Origin of the sequence: Arthrobacter sp. UM1 (assembly GCF_020483305.1) — a bacterium.
Classification (GTDB): domain Bacteria; phylum Actinomycetota; class Actinomycetes; order Actinomycetales; family Micrococcaceae; genus Falsarthrobacter.
Window position 1 is genome coordinate 56,797 of the sequence record NZ_JACWAB010000004.1, and the last position, 17,870, is coordinate 74,666.

The window sequence follows — 17,870 nt, forward strand, 5'->3', positions numbered from 1 at the left end:
TCCCCGTGCGGGCAGACGCCCCGGCCCGCCAGCCCTCAGCTGACGAGCACCACGTCCAGGGTGCGCGGTCCGTGCACGCCCTCGACGCGCTCGAGCTCGATGTCACTCGTGGCGCTCGGGCCCGAGATCCACGTGAGCGGACGCCGGTGGTCCAGCGTGGCCAGGGTCTCCGGGAGCAGGCCCCGCACGTTCTCCATGCGCACGATGCAGACGTGGTGGTCCGGCACGAGCGTGATGGCGCGCCGGCCCTGGTCCTCGGAGCCGTCCAGCACGATGGTCCCCGTCTCGGCGCAAGCGGCGGCCGACTCCGTGACCACGGCGCTCATCGCATCCAGCTGCTCGATGCCGAGCCCGTGCTCGCGGGAGTCCCGGTGGACCTCGGCGTTGAGCCCGTCCATGTACGCGGGGTTCAGGCCCTCGGGGACCACCACGCGGGTGGCGAGCGTGAGCCGCTCCCCCACGATCCGGGCCACGTCCTCCTCCGAGGACGCGTTGAAGACGTTGGCCTTGTAGTCCACGAGCCGGTCCACGAGCTGCTCGTGGAGCTCCTCGCGGCTCTTCCCGGAGGAGAAGCGGTAGGACCGCTCCGGGACGGGGACGGCGGGCGCGTCCCGCAGGGCCGTCCGGACGTTCCTCAGAATGCTCTCGCGTGCGTTCACTGGGCCTCTCCCTGCTTCGCGGCGGCGGAGCCGCCCGTCGTCGTACCGGAACCCCGGCCGCGTCCGTACGGCGAGCGGCCCGCGGCGAAATCCTGCCGGAAGGAGTGGCGCGGCGGCTGCGGGATGTCGCGGGAGGACGTCCACTTGCCGGCCACTCCGGGCAGCTTGGAGATCGAGCCGCCCGAGCCGGGCAGGACGCTCGCGGCCACGCGGGCCAGGCCGATGCCCTTCTGGGCGGCGGCGAACCGGCGGCCGTCGGCGAAGAGCCACGAGGCAGCGGCGAGTCCCGCGTCCAGCTGGGTGGCGTGCTCGCGCAGGCCCTTGCCCTCCTCGGAGCGGCCGCGGAGGTGCACCAGGATGTCCGGGATGTTGATCTTGACCGGGCACGCGTCGTAGCAGGCGCCGCAGAGGGTGGAGGCGAACGGCAGCGAGTCGTTCTCCGCCACGTTCTCGCCCGTGAGCAGCGGCGAGAGGATCGCGCCGATGGGCCCCGGGTACGTGGAGCCGTAGGCGTGGCCGCCCGTGCGCTCGTAGACCGGGCACACGTTCATGCACGCCGAGCAGCGGATGCAGTGCAGGGCCGAGCGACCGTGCTCGTCCGCGAGCGCCCGCGTTCGCCCGTTGTCCAGGAGCACGATGTGCACGTTCTGCGGCCCGTCCCCCGGCGTGACGCCCGTCCACATGGACGTGTACGGGTTCATGCGCTCGCCCGTGGAGGAGCGCGGGAGCAGCTGGAGCATGGCGTGGAGGTCCTCGACGTCGTGCAGCACCTTCTCGATGCCCACGAGCGAGATGAGCGTCTCCGGGAGCGTGAGGCACATGCGGCCGTTGCCCTCGGACTCCACGACGCCGAGCGTGCCGGACTCCGCCAGCGCGAAGTTGGCACCCGAGACCGCCACCTTCGTGGAGAGGAACTTGCGGCGCAGGTGCGCGCGGGCCGCGGCGGCGAGCTCGGCCGGGCTGTTGGAGAGGGCCTTCGGCGCGCTCGGCATCTCACGGAGGAAGATGTCCCGGATCTGGTCCCGGTTCTTGTGGATCGCGGGGACCAGGATGTGGGACGGGAGGTCGTCGTCGAGCTGGACGATGAGCTCCGCGAGGTCCGTCTCCACCGCCGAGATCCCGTGCTCCTCGAGGTACTCGTTGAGCCCGATCTCCTGGGTGGCCATCGACTTGACCTTGATGACCTCCTCGACCCCCTCGGCGAGGATGACGCCGCGGATGATCTCGTTGGCCTCCCGAGCGTCCCTGGCCCAGTGGACCGTGGCGCCGGCGGCGGTGGCGTTCTTCTCGAACGTCTCGAGCAGCTCGGGCAGGTTCCGCATCGCGTGCGCCTTGATCTGGCTTCCCGCCTCGCGGAGGTCCTCCCAGTCCGGCAGCTCGGAGACCACGCGGAGCCGCTTGTCGCGGATCGTGTGGGTCGCGTGCCGCAGGTTGGCGCGCAGCTGCCCGTCCGCGAGGTGCTGCGGCGCGGCGTGCGGAAAGTCCTCGAGCGCGACGACGCGGCCGACCTGCTCCGGGTCCCAGCCCGCGGACGGCGAGGCCGTCCGGGCGCGGGGCATGCCGAGGAACGTGCTCATGCGTTGACCTCCTCGTGGGGGTTGAGCGGCTGCTCCCGCGTGCTCGCGAGGATCTCAGCCAGGTGGTAGGTGTGCAGGCCGGTGCCCTGGCGGGCCAGGCCGCCGCCGATGTGCATGAGGCAGGAGGCGTCTCCGCCGGAGCACCCCATGGCGCCGGTCTCCGCGATGCGGGCGGTCTTGTCCGCGAGCATCGCCGTCGAGACGGCCGAGTTCTTCACGGAGAACGTGCCGCCGAAGCCGCAGCACTGGTCCGACTCTCCGAGCGGCCGGTAGTCGATGCCGCCCACGGACTTGAGCAGGCGCTCCTGGCGGTCCCCGAGGCGGAGGAGCCGGGCGCCGTGGCAGCTCGGGTGGTAGGTGAGCGAGTGGGGGAACCAGGAGCCGAGCTGCTCCTCGGCGTCCGTGATGCCGAGGACGTCCACGAGCAGCTGGGACAGCTCCAGCGTCTTGCTGCCGATGCAGCTCGCCCGCTCCGCGAGGTCCGCGTCCCCGAACCGCTCGGCGATCATCGGCTGCTGGTGGCGCACGGAGGCGGTGCAGGAGCCGGAGGGGGCCACTGCGACGTCGTACTCCTCGGACTCGAAGGCCCTCACGTGGTTCTCGATGACCTTCCGCCCCTCGGAGAAGTGGCCCGAGTTGACGTGCATCTGGCCGCAGCAGGCCTGGCCTTCCGGGAAGACGACCGTATGGCCGAGGCGCTCGAGAACGGCGACCGTCGCATGGGCCACGCGCGGGTACATCGCGTCCACGATGCAGGTGGCGAAGAGGGCGATCCGCAGGGGTCTCTCGCGCGCGAGCGCGGCCAGTGCGGGGATGGAGGGGGTGGTGTTCACGGTGTTCCGGCTTTCTCCCGAACGGTGTGGTGCTGTGGTCAGACCTTACCAGAACGGCCATTTCGTCATTGTGCGTAACATCACGCCGCGTGGGGTATCCTGCATGGTCAGACCTCAGTGGTCCGACCACACTGCACTCCCCTCCTGTCAGGAGCCTCGCATGACCTCGTTCACTCCGCAGACCGATGCCCTCGGGGGCTCGGTCGCGCTGACCGCGCTCGTCGCGTTCATCCCCCTCGTCACCTTCTTCATCCTCCTGGCCGTGGTGAAGCTCAAGGCGTGGGCCGCCGGCCTCGCGAGCCTCGCCGCGGCGCTCATCGTGGCCGTCGCCGTCATGAAGATGCCGGCACTCCTGGCCCTCCTCTCCGCGACGCAGGGCGCGGTGTTCGGCGCCTTCCCGGTCTTCTGGATCGTGGTCATGGCGGTCTGGCTCTACCAGGTCACGGTGCTCTCCGGGCGGTTCGAGGACCTCCGCCGCATCTTCGACTCCATCGGCGGCGGGGACATCCGCATCCAGGCCGTCCTCATCGCCTTCTGCTTCGGCGGACTGCTCGAGGCGCTCGCCGGATTCGGCGCCCCGGTGGCCATCACGGCCACGATGCTCATGGCGCTCGGCCTCAAGCCTCTCAAGGCCGCCACGGCCGTGCTGCTCGCCAACACCGCGCCGGTCGCCTTCGGCGCCATCGCCATCCCGATCACGACGGCGGGCAACCTCACCGGGCTCAGCTCAGACCACATCGGCGCGATCGTGGGACGCCAGGCCCCGCTGCTCGCCGTCGTCGTCCCCGTCATCCTGCTGTTCATCATCGACGGCAGGAAGGGCGTCAAGGACGCGTGGGCCCCGGCGCTCGCCACGGGCGTCTCGTTCGGCATCGCCCAGTTCCTCTGCGCCAACTTCTTCTCCTACGAGCTCACGGACATCGTGGCGGCCCTCGCCGGACTCGGCGGCGCCGTGCTGTTCCTGCGCTTCTGGCGGACCCCGGCCCGCGCCGCGCAGGCGGAGGCCGCCCGCGAACGCCTCGGCATCGCCGCCCCGGCCGCCGGCTCCGAGGCCGAGCGCCTCACGGGCTCCCGGACGTTCATGGCGCTGCTGCCGTACCTGCTCGTGATCGTGCTCTTCGGCGCGGCCAAGCTGTGGACACTCGGCGTGAACATGCCGAAGACCCTGGCCTCCACGGACGTCAAGATCCCGTGGCCGGGCCTGGACGGACACCTCCTCACGGCGGCCGGCACCGCGTCCAAGTCCACGGTCTACACGTTCCAGTGGCTGTCGAGCCCCGGCACGCTCCTGCTCATCACGGGCCTCATCGTGGCGGTCATCTACAGCGTCAAGGACGACGGCGGGCGCTTCCGCCTCTCCGTGGGGAACTCCGTCGCGGAGATCGGGCGGACCGTGTGGCGGATGCGCATGGCGGGCGTGACCATCATGTCCGTGCTCGCGCTGGCCTACGTCATGAACTTCTCGGGCCAGACCATCTCGATCGGCATGTGGCTCGCGGGCGCCGGAGGGTTCTTCGCCTTCCTCTCCCCGATCCTCGGCTGGATCGGCACGGCCGTGACCGGCTCGGACACCTCGGCGAACGCCCTGTTCGCCAAGCTGCAGCAGACGGCGGCCTCGCATGCTGGCATCGACCCGAACCTGCTCGTGGCGGCCAACACCACGGGCGGCGTCGTCGGCAAGCTCATCTCCCCGCAGAACCTGGCCATCGCGGCCACGAGCGTGGACATGGAGGGCAAGGAGTCGGAGATCCTCAAGACCGTCATCGGCTGGTCCGTGGGCATGCTCCTCTTCCTCTGCTGCCTCGTCTACCTGCAGTCCACGCCGATCCTCGGGTGGATGCTGCCGTAGCGGCGGCCCTTCCGCGCGGGCGGCAGAATCCTGCCGCCCGCCCGGCGCTGGTGGAGCTGCGCTAGCGTTGCCCGCATGAGCGGGGAACAGCAGGCCACGGGCGCCAAGCCCACCAGCACGGACGCCATCGCGGCGGCCACCGGAACGCCCTGGGACACCTGGCTCGAACGCCTGGAGTCCCAGGGCGCTTCGCGTCTCGGGCACACGGAGCTCGCGCGGGGCATCGCGGACCAGCTCGAGGGAGCGGTCTCCAACAACGGCTGGTGGGGGCAGATGATCGCCGTCGCCTACGAGCAGCACATCGGGCGGCGGAGGCCCGGGCAGTCCTGTGCGGGCGACTTCCAGGTCTCCGCCTCCGCCACCGTCTCCATGCCGAGGGCGCAGGCGGCGGAGGCGTTCGCGGCGCACATGGCGCAGTCCGGGGTGAAGGAGGGAGCTGTGGACGGCGTCCCCCTCGAACGGGAGCCCGCGCTCACAGGGACCGAGCGGGCCCACTACTGGCGAGCCGCTCTCGCGGACGGGACGCGGATCAACGTCTCCATCACGGACAAGGCGCCCGCGAAGGACGGGACGCCCAAGACCGTCGTGGGCCTGGGCCACGAGAAGATCGAGACCGAGAAGGACGCCGACCGCTGGCGGGCGTTCTGGAAGCCGCTCATGAAGGCCATGCCGCGCACCGCCTGACGGGGCGGGCGGTGCGACGGCCGACAGGACGGCAGCGAGCCTCGCGGCCGCCGGGGCAGCAGCACGGCGGGGACAGGCAGGCGGCGCGGCCGTCGTCGCAGGCTGACGCGCAGCGTCCCCGTCCGTTTCCGAGGTCACACGCCCCGCACTCCCCTCGCCGCGGTTCGCCCTGCCAGAATGGTTGTTCGGCGCCCTAGGGGTGCTCCTCGTGCGAGACGACAACGAAAAAGGGGTAGACGGGTGGAGTCGACCGGCAAGTCCTACGATGCCGTGCTCCAGGACATCGAGCGGCAGCTGAGGTCCGGAGAGCTCAAGCTCGGCGACCGCCTCCCCGGCGAACGCGCTCTGGCCGAGCAGTACGCGATCTCGCGCGCGTCCGTGCGCGACGCGGTGCGCATCCTCGGCGTCCTCGGCGTGGTCCGCTCCAACCCCGGCTCCGGGCCGGAGGCCGGGACGCAGATCATCGCGGAGCCGAGCGTCGGGCTCACGAACGCCCTGCGGCTGCACATGGCCTCCTCCTCGCTTCCGGCGAAGGACGTCATCGAGACCCGCGTCCTCCTCGAGTGCTGGGGCGCGCGCGAGGCAGCCCGGAAGGCGCGGGGGAAGCACGGAGCCGATCTCGCTCATCTGCGCGAGCTGCTCTGGCGGATGGACGCGCCGGGCATCAGCGCGGAGGAGTTCCACCTCCTCGACACCCAGTTCCACACCGAGCTGACGGCGCTGGCCGGCAACGCCGTGGTCGAGAGCGTCATGGGGTCCCTGCGCGGCGCCATCCGCACCTACGTCATGGAGGCGGTGGAGCGCCTCGAGTCCTGGACCGCCGTGGCCGACGGTCTCCGGGCAGAGCACCGCGCCATCCTCGAGGCCGTGTCTGCGGGCGACGGCGACGAGGCCGCCCGGCTCGTCGAGTCCCACATCCGCGGCTTCTACGCGATCCGCCGGGCCGCCATGGGCCTGGACTGAGGAGCGGGGCAGGTTTCTGGAGGGCGGTTCTGGAGACAGACGGCCCCGATTTGCACCGCTCCCGCGGGGCCGTGTAGAGTCTTTTCTGTTCGCGGCTATAGCTCAATGGTAGAGCGCCTGCTTCCCAAGCAGGATACGTCAGTTCGATTCTGTCTAGCCGCTCTGATGAGAAAGAGGCCCGCTTCGGCGGGCCTCTTTTTGTGTGGCTGCGCCTCTCTGCGCCGCTCACGCTTCCGCCGGAGCCGCTCACAGGTGTGCCTGCGCCGCACACGTGCGTGCCGGTGCCGCCCGGGCGTCCCTGGTCCCGGAGCGGGCCCGGTCTGAGGGCCTGCGGAGCGCTAGTGCACCCGGATCGTTCGGTTTCAGGCCCAAAATCCGAACGATCCGGGTGCACAAGCCGGGGAACAGGCTGCCCGGAGCTGCCGCCTCGCCCGCGCCGCCCACCCGCCCGCGCTTGTGCACCCGCTTCTCCCACTTGCGCACCCTCTGGTGTCAGGATTCCGCCCGAATACTGACACCAGAGGGTGCTCAAGCCCAGGAACAGGGTGCGCAAGCCTCGCGGACGGACCGCTGAGCCCAGGAACAGGGTGCGCAAGCTCAGCGGACGGACGCACAGTCCGGGAACAGGCTGCTCAGCCCCCCCCCCCCGCACACACCGGATCAACCCTTCGGTGGAGCGCGCCGCGCCCCAGTTCGACCTACCGTAGAAGACATGAAGAAGCTCTTTGTCTCCTCCGCCGCATACGCAACCGTCGGCCTCCTCGGAGGCCTGTTCTACCGGGAGTTCACCAAGGCCGCCCACTTCACGGGCGAGACCCAGCTCTCGATCCTCCACACGCACGCCCTGGCGCTCGGCATGATCGTGTTCCTCGTGGTCCTCGCGCTGGACAAGGCGTTCGACCTCTCCTCGGCCGCCTCCCCCGCCCGCAAGCTGTTCAACCTGTTCTTCTGGTTCTACAACTCGGGCCTCGTGGTCACGCTCGCCATCATGACGGTCCACGGCATCATGCAGGTCAACGGCGCCGAGACCTCGGCCGCGGTGTCCGGCATCGCGGGCCTCGGCCACATCCTGCTGACCCTCGGCATCATCCACCTCTTCCTCGCGCTGAACAAGGCGATGAAGGCGGAGCACGGCGACTACACTCGTACCCGTGCTTCGAACCATGCTGACAGCGAAGATCCATCGCGCCACCGTCACGCACGCTGACCTCCACTACGTCGGGTCGGTCACGGTCGACGAGGACCTTCTCGACGCCGCCGACATCCTCCCGGGCGAGCTCGTCAGCATCGTGGACGTCACCAACGGCTCCCGTCTGGAGACGTACACGATCGCGGGCGAGCGCGGCTCGGGCGTCGTCGGCATCAACGGCGCGGCGGCGCACCTGGTGCATCCGGGGGACATCGTCATCCTCATCGCCTACGGGCAGATGACGACGGCGGAGGCGCGGGCGTACGAGCCGCGGATTGTCCACGTGGACGCGGACAACCGGATCGTGCAGCTCGGCGAGGACCCGGGCGCCCCCACTCCCGGCACGGACCAGGTCCGCCCGCCGCTCTCCGTGCCGGCCGAAGAACACCAGCCCGGACAGGACTCCCCCGCCGTCGGAGCGCGGCCGTGAGCGCCTTCGAGGCCTCGCTGGCTGACCTGATCGCCCAGGGCCGCTCAGGCACGCTCTCCCAGGCGGACTTCGCCCGGCGCTTCGCCGCCGTCCGGCTCATGATGCTGCTCGCCTCGGAGCCTGCGGGGGACGACGTCGAGCCGCTCGTCCTGGACCTGCCCTCCGGGGCGCCCGCCGTCGCGCTCTTCGCCGGCCCGGAGTACGTGGACGACGACTACCTGGCGGCCGCCCCGCACCCCATCGCGCTCACGGGGCGCGAGCTCCTCGAGATGCTGCCGCAGGGCGTGGGCCTCGCGATGAACCCCGGCCACGCGGACAGCCTCGTGCTGGAGCCGAAGGAGATCCCGAGCTTCGCGTTCGTGGCGCTCTCGCCGAAGACGGCGCAGGGCGTTCACGGGCTGTTCGTCCAGGAGTGACCCTCAGCCCACAGGGCGCGCCGGTACGCTGGCGCTATGGCAACCAAAGACGCAGCGTCTGACAACGGCCAGCTCAGCGAGATCGCGAGCGGCTACCAGTTCTCCGGCGAGACCCTGAAGCTCGGTGTGGCGATGGCGGACGGCCAGCCCCACCCGGACGTCCAGGTCTCCCTGCCGATGTCGATGATGAACCGCCACGGCCTCGTCGCCGGCGCCACCGGCACGGGCAAGACCAAGACCCTCCAGCACATGGCGGAGCAGCTCTCCGCGCAGGGCGTTCCGGTCTTCCTCGCGGACATGAAGGGGGACCTCTCCGGGCTCGCGGCCGCGGGCGAGGCGAACGAGAAGCTCACGGCCCGCACGGAGTCGCTCGGACAGCAGTGGACCGGCACGGGTTTCCCGGTGGAGTTCTTCACCCTCGGCGGCGAGGGCACGGGCGTGCCGATCCGCGCCACGGTCTCCTCGTTCGGCCCGATCCTGCTCTCCCGCGTCATGGACCTCAACGCCACGCAGGAGTCCAGCCTCCAGCTCATCTTCCACTACGCGGACCAGCAGGGTCTCGAGCTCTACAACCTGGCGGACCTGCGCGCGGTCATCCAGTTCCTCACCTCCCCCGAGGGCAAGGAAGCGCTGAGCAGCCTCGGCGGCCTCTCCAAGGCGACGGCGGGGGTCATCCTCCGCGAGCTCGTGGGCCTCGAGGCCGAGGGCATGGACGCGTTCTTCGGCGAGCCCGAGTTCGACACCCAGGACCTCCTCCGCACCGCCCAGGACGGCCGCGGGATCATCAGCGCGCTCGAGCTGAGCGACGTCGCCTCCAAGCCGCAGCTCTTCTCCACGTTCCTCATGTGGCTGCTCGCGGACCTCTTCCACGACCTCCCCGAGGTGGGAGACGTGGACAAGCCGAAGCTCGTCTTCTTCCTCGACGAGGCCCACCTCCTCTTCAACGGCGCCTCCAAGGCGTTCCTCGAGGCCATCACGCAGACCGTGCGGCTCATCCGCTCGAAGGGCGTGGGCATCTTCTTCGTCACGCAGACGCCCAAGGACGTGCCGGGCGACGTGCTCGGCCAGCTCGCGAACCGCGTCCAGCACGCGCTGCGCGCCTTCACGCCCGACGACGCCAAGGCCCTCAAGGCCACCGTCTCCACCTTCCCGAAGTCCGGGTACGACCTGGAGAAGGTCCTCACGAGCGCAGGCATCGGCGAAGCTGTGGTCACCGTCATGACCGAGACCGGCGCACCCTCCCCCGTGGCCTGGACGCGGATGTTCGCGCCCGAGTCCCGGATGGCGCCCGCCCCGGAGGCCGTCCAGGAGAACACCGGCAACAGCCCGCTCATGACCAAGTACGGGACCGTGGTGGACTCCTACTCGGCGTTCGAGAAGCTCTCAGGCCAGGGCGCTTCGGGTCAGGGTGCAGAGCAGGGCATGGGTGACGGCGCGGGCCAGGCGTCCGGAGGGAACGACGACGCCGGCGCGCCCGCCCCCAGCGACGAGAACGGCGGATTCCGGCCCTACGGCGAGCAGACCGGCTGGAGCCAGGACGGCTCCGGGCAGAGCGGCGAGGGCGGCGCAGCCCAGCCGAGCGCCGCGGACCGCAAGGCCGCCGAGCGCGCCGCTCGCGAGGAGGCAGCGCGGCAGAAGGCCGAGGAGCGCGAGCGCCAGAAGCGCAACGAGGCCATCATGCGCGTGGGCACTAACGTGGCCTCGACGCTGGGCAGGGAGATCGTCCGCAGCATCTTCGGCACGTCGAGCCGCAGCCGCCGGCGCGGCGGTGGCGGCCTCGGCGGACTGTTCGGCTAGACCGCAGCTCGGGCGGACCAGGGCGGCCGGACCGGCTCGTCCTAAGCCATTCCCCGGGGCCCGCGCCGTCGTCCTTTGAGGGCGATGGCGCGGAAGTCCTCGGCGCCCAACAGGAGGATGCGCTGCCCGGCCTCGCGGTACTGGGCGGCCTTCCTCTCCTTGGCGCTGCCGAGCGCGGGGTTGTACTCCTCCCCGATCCTGGCCCGTCCCGCCACGACGAGCACCGTGGTCCGCTTGGTCACGCCCTTCTCCACGTGACCGCCGCAGGCCGCGATCGCCTCGAAGGCCTCCCAGCGCGAGAGCCCCGGGACGTCGCCGGTGACCACCACCCGCTGCCCGTAGAGCAGGTGCGCCGGGTCGGCGTCGGGGCGGGGCTGGGGCAGCTCCGCCGTCGTCGCCGAATAGCCGCGGCCGGACCACCGGGAGGAGGAGCGCGGACGCGCGGGCGGCCAGAGCTCGTCCACCGAGGCGAGGCCGGCGCGCTCGGCGATCCGCAGCACGGCCTCAGCGGTGACGGCGGCGTCGGAGCCCGCGTCGTGATGCGCGTGCCCCTCGATCCCGAGGTGCGCGACGACGGTGCCCAGCTTGTGGTTCGGCAGACGAAGGTGGCGGCGGCTGAGGCCCACGGTGTCCAGCCAGCGCGTCTCGCGGACGGAGATGCCGCAGGAGGAGCAACTCGTCTCCCAGACGCGGCGGTCGAAGGAGGCGTTGTGGGCCACGTACGGGAGGCCGCCGCTGAACTCGGCCATGCGGGCGGCGGACTCGTGCCAGGAGAGCGGGCTGCCGGCGAGGAGGCGCTCGGGCGTGATGCCGTGGATGCGCACGTTTCCGGGCTCGAAGTCCTCGAGGCCGGTGGGCGGCAGGACGAGCCAGTCTTCCACAGCCTCGACGACGCCGCCCCGCACGCGGGCGAGGCCCACCTGGCAGACGGAGTCGAGGCGGCCGTTGGCGGTCTCGAAGTCGACGGCGACGAAGTCCAGGCTGCTCACCCGTCCATCATCCCGGGTTTCGGCGCGGGGCGCTGCGAGGCGGGATCGGCGGCCTGTGCGGAGACGTGGGCTGGGGACGGGGTGAGAACAGCGGCGAGCGCCTCCCGGAGGGCGCGGCCGAGGTCCTCGAACGTCAGCGGTGCGCCGGCGGGGGCCGAAGCAGGACCGGCCGAGACGCCTGCTCCGTCCGTCTCCTCGCCGATCCGCGCGCTGCCATGCGACCGCAGGGCGGGAACGTGGACGAACCCGGCCGGGATCCCGTGCTCCTCCCCGAGCCGCAGCGCCGCCCAGAACACGGCGTTGCAGACGAAGCCGCCGGCGTCGTCGGACGCCTCGGCGGGAACGCCCGCCGCGAAGACGGCGGCGGTGAGAGCATCCGCGTCCAGGGTCGAGGGACGGTCCGAGGCGCCGGGCTCGAGTGGGCGGGAGGAGGGCTGGTCGCCGTCGTTGTCCGGGATGCGGGCAATGAGGCGGTTGCGGGCGAGGCGCTCGGGCGTGACCGCCTGGCGGCCGCCCGCCTCGCCGACGCAGAGCACGAGGTCCGGCCGCCGGGCCTCGACAAGCTCGGCGAGCCGCTCGGGACCGCGGCGGAACCCCACGGGCAGGATCTCGGCCACGAGCTCGGCGGGACCGCTCGGGGTGAGGAGCGGCCGCTCGAAGACGAGTCGCTCGCAGGCGCGCACGGCCTCGCGGCTCGCGTTCTCGGCCTCGCCGCCGAAGGGCTCGAATCCGGTGAGCAGAATCCTCATGGAGTCCATCCTGCCCGGTCGGACAGGCCGCCGCACGCGGAAGCGCCCGCCTCCCGGAAGGGAAGCGGGCGCTGCGCGACGGGGTGCCGCACCGGCAGCCCAGAGGAGGGTGCCGGACGGGTGCCGGACGGGTGCCGGACTCAGTCCTCAGCTCAGGAGGCGTCCTCGGCGGCGTGGCGGTTGCCGAGCTCGCCGTCGAGCCGCATGAGGCCGCTGCCGTCCTTGCCGATGCGCTCGAGCTGCGCGACGAGGGCGCCAACGGTGGCCTCCTCCTCGATCTGCTCGTCGATGAACCAGTTGAGGAGCGGGATCGAGTCGATGTCCCCCTCCTTCTGGGCCTGGCGGTAGAGGCCGCGGATGGCCTCCGAGACCTTCTGCTCGTGCTTGAGCGCGGCCTTGAAGGCGTCCAGGGCGGTGGCGGCCTTGACGGCGGGGGCCTTGATGTCCTGGATGCGCGGGTGCGCGTCGCGGTCCGTCATGTGGTCGATGAACTTGTTCGCGTGGACGATCTCCTCCTCGGCCTGGGCGCGGAACCAGCCCGCGATGCCGGGGAGGTCGATGACGTCCATCTCCACCGCGAGCTGGCGGTAGACGATGGAGGCCTCGATCTCGAGGGTGACCTGGTCATTGATGGCCTGTGCATAGGCTCCGGTGAGTTCCATGCCCCTCACGGTAGTCACAGGTCGTGAGGAAAACCAGGAAGATGAGGCAATGCTCGTACAGGGCAGGCATACCTCAGCGGCGTTCCGGGCCGTCATGACGCGGATGTTGCGCCGCGTTAAGCGATTGACACTTGTCAATGACTCGTGGTGTGCTGAGCGCATGACCGAGTACCGATGGCTGGACTTCACCGCCGAGAACCCGAACCCGCCCGAGCTGGACGGCCTCTGCCACGTGCTCACCGCACCGAGCGAGCTCGTGTGGGGCGATCTCACCCTGCCGACCACGCCGGAGCTCCTCCAGTCCCGGCTCAAGCGCCCCGAGCAGCCGCTCTTCCTCCTCGCCGCGGTCGAGGCGGACGGCAAGGTGGTCGGCGCCGGCACTCTGCACCTCAACGAGGTGGAGAACCGGGATCTCGCGGAGATCGACGTCGCCACCGCGCTCGGCCGGGAGGGCCGCGGCATCGGATCGGAGCTCTTCAACCGGGCCCTGGAGCGGGCGCGGGATCTGGGGCGGACCAGGATCGAGGCCTGGACGGAGCACCGTCCGGAGGGCCTCACGCGCGACGACGACGCCGACTCCGCTCCCCTGCCCGAGACCGCGTGGAGGCTCAAGCGCAGCGACCGCGCCGTGCGGTTCGCCCTGGACCGCGGGCTCAGGCCGGGGCTCATGCAGCGCGTCTCGTCCGTCAGGGTCCGTGAGTCCGAGCGATTCCGGCGGTTCCTCGCCGAGACGCCGTCCGAGGCGCCGGCGGAGTACGAGCTGCACACGTTCGAGGGCGGCGTCCCCGACGAGCTCATGGAGGCCGTGTGCGGGCTCTTCTCCTCCTTCTCCACGGAGGCGCCGAGCGGCGAGATGGGCTGGGAGGCGGAGGTCTGGACGCCGGAGCGGGTGCGCAAGGCGGAGGAGGTGGCACTGGCGCGGAAGGAGACGCTCCTCTCCACGATCGCGGTCCACCGCAGCACCGGCGAGGGCGCGGCGTTCACGGCCTACGGGCGGTTCGCCACTGCGCCGCACCTGCTCCAGCAGAAGATCACGATGTCAGCGCCGGGCCACCGCGGGCACGGGCTCGGCGCCCTCGTGAAGCGGGCCAACGCCGTGGCGGCGCTCGAGCTCTGGCCCGAGGCCGAGGCGGTCCAGACCGACAACGCCGACCACAACGTCCACATGCTCCGGATCAACGAGGCCATGGGCTTCGAGACCGCCGGGGCGACGGTGGGGTGGACGGGGAGGATCGGCTGACGGGCCCTCGAACGGGCCGCTGGTCAACCGGCCGGGTCCGGCACGCCCTCGCATCGTTGCAGTTGCGTCACGGTTGCGCGCGCCGCTTGTCAGCGCAGGCGCGGGGAACGATGCTTGATATGGAGGTGCCCTGATCATGCATATGTACAACCGGAAAGCCGGAACAGTCCTCGCCGCGGCGGCCCTCGCCGCGCTCCTCGCCGGCTGCGGCGGAGGGTCCGGCAGCGGATCCGATTCCGCCAGCCCGTCCCCGAGCTCCAGCTCGTCCTCAAGCGGCTCCGCCTCGGGCAGCCCCTCCCCGAGCAGCTCGTCGCCGAGCAGCGCGAGCCCGTCGGAGAAGCCGTCGTCGAACCCCTCCGCCTCCCAGAGCTCGGGTGCGAACGGCCAGGACCGCGCCGCGAAGCCCGGCCAGGGTGGCGGCGCCGCAGCCGGCGCCGTCCGCGAGTGCGCGGCCGTGGCCGGACAGATCACGGCGTCGGCGTCCGTCGCCGGAGGCTCCGGCGGCATGGGCGGCTACGGGCTGGTGCTGACCGTCCGGAACGGCTCTACCCAGCCGTGCACGCTGACCGGCTACCCGGGCGTGCAGGCGGCCGTGGCCGACGCAGGCCCTGCCCAGCCGCTCGGCGCGCCGGCGGAGCGGACGGGCCCGCGGCGGGTCGTCACCGTTCCGGCTGGCGGAACAGCGCAGGCCCAGATCCGGGTGAGCCAGGTGGGCAAGTACCCGGCTGCGACGTGCAAGCCGGTCCAGGGCAACACGCTCAACGTGTACCTCCCGGCCGTGCAGGCAGGCGTGCAGAAGGCCCCCATCGCCGCGCCGGTGAGCGGCGGCCCGCTGACCGTCTGCGGCTCGCAGCAGAGCGTCCTCAAGGCCACGAGCTTCGGGGCGCAGTAGCGTCGGGCCGCGGCAGCGCGGCCGCCGTCGTCGTCGGCATGCGGAAGGCCCGCCCCGAAAAGGGTGCGGGCCTTCGCTCGTCTCACAGGGGTCCGGCGGAGACCGCCGGGCCGGCGAGGGCTCAGTCCTCGTTGATGAGGTCGCGGACCACGATCGTCTGGTCCCGGTCCGGGCCCACGCCGATCGCCGAGAAGCGGGTGCCGCTCAGGCGCTCGAGGGCGAGGACGTAGTCGCGGGCGTTCTGCGGGAGGTCCTCGAGGGTCTTCGCCTCGGAGATGTCCTCGGTCCAGCCGGGGAAGTGCTCGAAGACCGGCTTCGCGTGGTGGAACTCCGTCTGCGTCATGGGCATCTCGTCATGGCGGACGCCGTCCACCTCATACGCCACGCACACCGGGATCTGCTCGATGCCCGTGAGCACGTCCAGCTTGGTGAGGAAGTAGTCCGTGAAGCCGTTGACGCGGGACGCGTGGCGCGCCATGACCGCGTCATACCAGCCGCAGCGACGCGGGCGACCGGTGTTCACGCCGTACTCGCCGCCGGTCTTCTGGAGGTAGACGCCCATGTCGTCGAACAGCTCGGTGGGGAACGGGCCCGCGCCGACGCGCGTGGTGTACGCCTTGATGATGCCGATAGAGCGGCGGATCCGCGTGGGGCCGATGCCGGAGCCCACGGACGCGCCGCCCGCCGTCGGGTTCGACGACGTCACGAACGGGTACGTTCCGTGGTCCACATCGAGGAACGTGGCCTGGCCGCCCTCCATGAGGACCACCTTGCCGGCGTCGAGCGCCTCGTTGAGGAGGTACGTGGAGTCCACGACGAGCGGGCGCAGGCGGTCCGCGAAGCCGAGGAAGTAGTCCACGATCTCGTCCACGAGGATGTCCCGGCGGTTGTAGACCTTGACGAGAAGCTGGTTCTTCTCTCGCAGAGAGCCCTCGACCTTCTGGCGGAGGATCGACTCGTCGAAGACGTCCTGGACGCGGATGCCGAGGCGGGCCACCTTGTCCATGTACGCCGGGCCGATGCCGCGGCCCGTGGTGCCGATGGCGCGCTTGCCGAGGAAGCGCTCCGACACCTTGTCCAGCACCTGGTGGTACGGGGCCACGAGGTGGGCGTTGGCGGAGACGCGCAGGCGGGAGGTGTCCGCGCCGCGGGCCTCGAGACCGTCGATCTCCTGGAAGAGCGCCTCGAGGCTGACCACGCAGCCGTTGCCGATGATCGGCGTGGTGTTGGGCGAGAGAATTCCGGCGGGAAGGAGCTTCAGCTCATACTTCTCACCGCCGACGACGACCGTGTGGCCGGCGTTGTTGCCGCCGTTCGGCTTGACCACGTAGTCCACGCGTCCGCCGAGCAGGTCGGTGGCCTTGCCCTTGCCTTCGTCCCCCCACTGGGCTCCGACAATCACAATGGCTGGCATGGGATGCCTCCCTTACGCGGCTGCTGGGCAGCCTTGACATGGAGCAACCCCGGCGAACCGGGGCCCTTACAGCCTGAGTTTACCGGACGGGGTGCGGGGGCGGGGGTGGTGGTGGCGTCAGGGGGTGCGGGCCCAGGCTCTGATACGGCCTATCAAGAGCAGGGCGAACAGGGCGCGGCAGACGAACATCGCCAGCCAGACATTGCCCGCCTCGGCATGTCCGGCCAAGGACAGACAGACAAGCAGAGAGGTGAGCACGCCTGAATAGACGCACAACGGGACGAGCCGGGCACGCGCCGACTCCTCGGCCACGGACAGGTACGAGTAGAGGACTCCCGCGAACGGCTCGATGACCAGCTGGAGAGCCATGAGGCTGACCATGAGCAGCGATATCGGGCCGATGATTCCAGCCGCGTCAACGAGGAGGAGCACGGCGGCGAGTCCCCAGAACAGTGGGATGGAACAGGCCACAGCGCGCTTGACCGAGTCCTCACGCGAGACAAGGCACCCGCCTGCAGGGCCCTTCCCAGACTGCTCCAACCACTCGGAACCCGCAACGAAGCCGAACCGCCTCGCCGGAATCACAAAAGTGCGCATGACCGAAACGCCTGCCGCGACCGCCGCTCCGTCCGGAACGGAATACGTGCCTGCAACCTGAATGGAAAGGGAGAACACGGTCATCAAGACAAGGCCGTCAACAGATCCCTTGAAAGATCTCCAGGCCTCAGAACGCCATCCGCGGGAGCCCCGGAACAACGTCAGCACTTCGAGCCGTCGCGAACCCTGGGGAGCACTTCGCCGCACAAAACGACGCCAGTGCGAGACCAGGGACGACGACGACGTCACTGCATACACGCTGCCGATGGCGCAGATGGTCGTTTCCGCGGACCACCCAGCCCAGATCGAACAGAAGCTGACGATCCCAATCAGCGAGACAGGCGACACCGCCCGGACAAGCTGGCGCGAAACCGAATCGGGAGCGCTCAATCCCGAGACGACGGAAACCCAAGGAAGAATCATCAACGCGGGGCCTCGGAACAGCCAATAGAAGAACAAGAGCCGGGGAACGCCGCCGTCAAAGAGGGACAGGACGGAAACGCCGCACATCCACAGAATTGCGATGACAAGCGAGAAGAACACGGCAGCGCCCTGCACGGGGCCCAGTTCTTTGGGGAGAAGGCCGATGCGCGGCCCCGGGTTCGCCCGCGCCGCACTGAGTGCCGCTCGTCTCGCCCGGACGTGCAAACCTCCGGTGGCGATTCTGACCGCGTTGGACACTGTGGCGGAGTACCCGATGACCAGGATGAACTCGAATCCATGCACGGGCCCGGCGATGGCAATGGCCACCGCCGCGGAGAACATGGACAAATAGAAAGAAAGCGAAGATCCAAGCGAGCGCTTGAAAAGTCCCCTATCAAAAGGGAACAGGCTGAAACGTTTAGTTCTCATTTCGATATAGAATTATTTTTACCCCGGAAGTTAGGTAGGCGTCAGATTCGGAAGAAACTGGGGTCGCCTCGACTGTCG

17 protein-coding genes and 1 tRNA gene are annotated in these 17,870 nt (G+C 70.3%); 10 read left to right on the plus strand and 8 right to left on the minus strand.

The window, feature by feature from the left end; genetic code table 11:
* Positions 1 to 35: 35 nt before the first annotated feature.
* Genes H9I38_RS06730 through H9I38_RS06740 form a run of 3 tightly spaced genes read right to left on the minus strand, consistent with a single transcriptional unit; the run spans position 36 to position 3,015 of the window.
* Entirely contained in the window at positions 36 to 659 is a 624-nt protein-coding gene (locus H9I38_RS06730; protein WP_226337999.1) for a LutC/YkgG family protein, read from the minus strand.
* A complete protein-coding gene (locus H9I38_RS06735; protein ID WP_226338000.1) occupies positions 656 to 2,236 on the minus strand; it encodes a lactate utilization protein B in 1,581 nt (526 codons plus the stop codon). The genes H9I38_RS06730 and H9I38_RS06735 overlap by 4 nt, the downstream gene beginning before the upstream one ends.
* Positions 2,233 to 3,015 carry a (Fe-S)-binding protein gene (locus H9I38_RS06740; protein ID WP_226338107.1) on the minus strand — a complete coding sequence of 261 codons (783 nt, stop codon included), beginning with the start codon at positions 3,013 to 3,015 and terminating at the stop codon, positions 2,233 to 2,235. Before H9I38_RS06740 ends, H9I38_RS06735 begins: the two co-directional genes overlap by 4 nt.
* Positions 3,016 to 3,229: 214 nt before the next feature.
* Here H9I38_RS06740 and H9I38_RS06745 point away from each other — a divergent pair, with 214 nt between their 5' ends.
* The 8 genes from H9I38_RS06745 to H9I38_RS06780 all read left to right on the plus strand — a co-directional run bounded on the left by H9I38_RS06745 (position 3,230) and on the right by H9I38_RS06780 (position 10,397).
* Positions 3,230 to 4,918: an L-lactate permease gene (locus tag H9I38_RS06745; protein ID WP_226338001.1), complete on the plus strand. Its 1,689-nt coding sequence runs from the start codon at positions 3,230 to 3,232 to the stop codon at positions 4,916 to 4,918.
* Positions 4,919 to 4,993: 75 nt separating this feature from the next.
* Positions 4,994 to 5,602 (plus strand): hypothetical protein, encoded by a 609-nt coding sequence (locus H9I38_RS06750; protein WP_226338002.1) that lies wholly within the window; start codon positions 4,994 to 4,996, stop codon positions 5,600 to 5,602.
* Positions 5,603 to 5,842: 240 nt separating this feature from the next.
* Positions 5,843 to 6,565, plus strand: coding sequence for a FadR/GntR family transcriptional regulator (locus tag H9I38_RS06755; RefSeq protein ID WP_226338003.1), 723 nt, complete (start codon positions 5,843 to 5,845; stop codon positions 6,563 to 6,565).
* 91 nt (positions 6,566 to 6,656) lie between these two features.
* Positions 6,657 to 6,727, plus strand: a tRNA-Gly gene (locus tag H9I38_RS06760).
* 550 nt (positions 6,728 to 7,277) lie between these two features.
* Positions 7,278 to 7,772, plus strand: coding sequence for a DUF2871 domain-containing protein (locus tag H9I38_RS06765; RefSeq protein ID WP_226338004.1), 495 nt, complete (start codon positions 7,278 to 7,280; stop codon positions 7,770 to 7,772).
* Positions 7,717 to 8,184, plus strand: coding sequence for an aspartate 1-decarboxylase (gene panD, locus H9I38_RS06770; protein ID WP_226338005.1), 468 nt, complete (start codon positions 7,717 to 7,719; stop codon positions 8,182 to 8,184). Before H9I38_RS06765 ends, panD begins: the two co-directional genes overlap by 56 nt.
* On the plus strand, positions 8,181 to 8,600 hold the full coding sequence (locus H9I38_RS06775) for an SseB family protein (RefSeq protein WP_226338006.1): 420 nt from the start codon (positions 8,181 to 8,183) through the stop codon (positions 8,598 to 8,600). The genes panD and H9I38_RS06775 overlap by 4 nt, the downstream gene beginning before the upstream one ends.
* A gap of 36 nt (positions 8,601 to 8,636) precedes the next feature.
* Positions 8,637 to 10,397, plus strand: a complete 1,761-nt coding sequence (locus H9I38_RS06780; protein WP_226338007.1) for a helicase HerA-like domain-containing protein — start codon at positions 8,637 to 8,639, stop codon at positions 10,395 to 10,397.
* Positions 10,398 to 10,438: 41 nt separating this feature from the next.
* On the opposite strand, the gene H9I38_RS06785 is transcribed toward H9I38_RS06780, so the two are convergent.
* The 3 genes from H9I38_RS06785 to H9I38_RS06795 all read right to left on the minus strand — a co-directional run bounded on the left by H9I38_RS06785 (position 10,439) and on the right by H9I38_RS06795 (position 12,797).
* Positions 10,439 to 11,386, minus strand: coding sequence for an exonuclease domain-containing protein (locus tag H9I38_RS06785; protein ID WP_226338008.1), 948 nt, complete (start codon positions 11,384 to 11,386; stop codon positions 10,439 to 10,441).
* A complete protein-coding gene (locus H9I38_RS06790; RefSeq protein ID WP_226338009.1) occupies positions 11,383 to 12,135 on the minus strand; it encodes a pyroglutamyl-peptidase I in 753 nt (250 codons plus the stop codon). Before H9I38_RS06790 ends, H9I38_RS06785 begins: the two co-directional genes overlap by 4 nt.
* Before the next feature lie 152 nt (positions 12,136 to 12,287).
* A complete protein-coding gene (locus H9I38_RS06795) occupies positions 12,288 to 12,797 on the minus strand; it encodes a ferritin (protein WP_226338010.1) in 510 nt (169 codons plus the stop codon).
* A 160-nt stretch (positions 12,798 to 12,957) separates the two neighbouring features.
* Between H9I38_RS06795 and H9I38_RS06800 the strand changes: the two genes are divergently transcribed.
* Positions 12,958 to 14,037, plus strand: coding sequence for a GNAT family N-acetyltransferase (locus H9I38_RS06800; protein ID WP_226338011.1), 1,080 nt, complete (start codon positions 12,958 to 12,960; stop codon positions 14,035 to 14,037).
* Positions 14,038 to 14,173: 136 nt separating this feature from the next.
* A complete protein-coding gene (locus tag H9I38_RS06805; protein WP_226338012.1) occupies positions 14,174 to 14,929 on the plus strand; it encodes a DUF4232 domain-containing protein in 756 nt (251 codons plus the stop codon).
* Between the two features lie 121 nt (positions 14,930 to 15,050).
* On the opposite strand, the gene H9I38_RS06810 is transcribed toward H9I38_RS06805, so the two are convergent.
* Together H9I38_RS06810 and H9I38_RS06815 are read right to left on the minus strand one after the other, a co-directional pair.
* Positions 15,051 to 16,343, minus strand: a complete 1,293-nt coding sequence (locus tag H9I38_RS06810; RefSeq protein WP_226338013.1) for an adenylosuccinate synthase — start codon at positions 16,341 to 16,343, stop codon at positions 15,051 to 15,053.
* A 117-nt stretch (positions 16,344 to 16,460) separates the two neighbouring features.
* Positions 16,461 to 17,792: a hypothetical protein gene (locus tag H9I38_RS06815; RefSeq protein ID WP_226338014.1), complete on the minus strand. Its 1,332-nt coding sequence runs from the start codon at positions 17,790 to 17,792 to the stop codon at positions 16,461 to 16,463.
* Positions 17,793 to 17,870: the final 78 nt, after the last annotated feature.

What these genes read in the sequence shown, in the direction of transcription:
- H9I38_RS06805 (WP_226338012.1), top strand. Translation starts at nt 14,174, where the DNA reads ATGCATATGTACAACCGGAAAGCCGGAACAGTCCTCGCCGCGGCGGCC.
- H9I38_RS06745 (WP_226338001.1), top strand. Translation starts at nt 3,230, where the DNA reads ATGACCTCGTTCACTCCGCAGACCGATGCCCTCGGGGGCTCGGTCGCG.
- H9I38_RS06800 (WP_226338011.1), top strand. Translation starts at nt 12,958, where the DNA reads ATGACCGAGTACCGATGGCTGGACTTCACCGCCGAGAACCCGAACCCG.
- H9I38_RS06780 (WP_226338007.1), top strand. Translation starts at nt 8,637, where the DNA reads ATGGCAACCAAAGACGCAGCGTCTGACAACGGCCAGCTCAGCGAGATC.
- H9I38_RS06810 (WP_226338013.1), bottom strand. Translation starts at nt 16,343, where the DNA reads ATGCCAGCCATTGTGATTGTCGGAGCCCAGTGGGGGGACGAAGGCAAG.
- H9I38_RS06815 (WP_226338014.1), bottom strand. Translation starts at nt 17,792, where the DNA reads ATGAGAACTAAACGTTTCAGCCTGTTCCCTTTTGATAGGGGACTTTTC.
- H9I38_RS06795 (WP_226338010.1), bottom strand. Translation starts at nt 12,797, where the DNA reads ATGGAACTCACCGGAGCCTATGCACAGGCCATCAATGACCAGGTCACC.
- H9I38_RS06765 (WP_226338004.1), top strand. Translation starts at nt 7,278, where the DNA reads ATGAAGAAGCTCTTTGTCTCCTCCGCCGCATACGCAACCGTCGGCCTC.
- H9I38_RS06790 (WP_226338009.1), bottom strand. Translation starts at nt 12,135, where the DNA reads ATGAGGATTCTGCTCACCGGATTCGAGCCCTTCGGCGGCGAGGCCGAG.
- H9I38_RS06735 (WP_226338000.1), bottom strand. Translation starts at nt 2,236, where the DNA reads ATGAGCACGTTCCTCGGCATGCCCCGCGCCCGGACGGCCTCGCCGTCC.
- H9I38_RS06750 (WP_226338002.1), top strand. Translation starts at nt 4,994, where the DNA reads ATGAGCGGGGAACAGCAGGCCACGGGCGCCAAGCCCACCAGCACGGAC.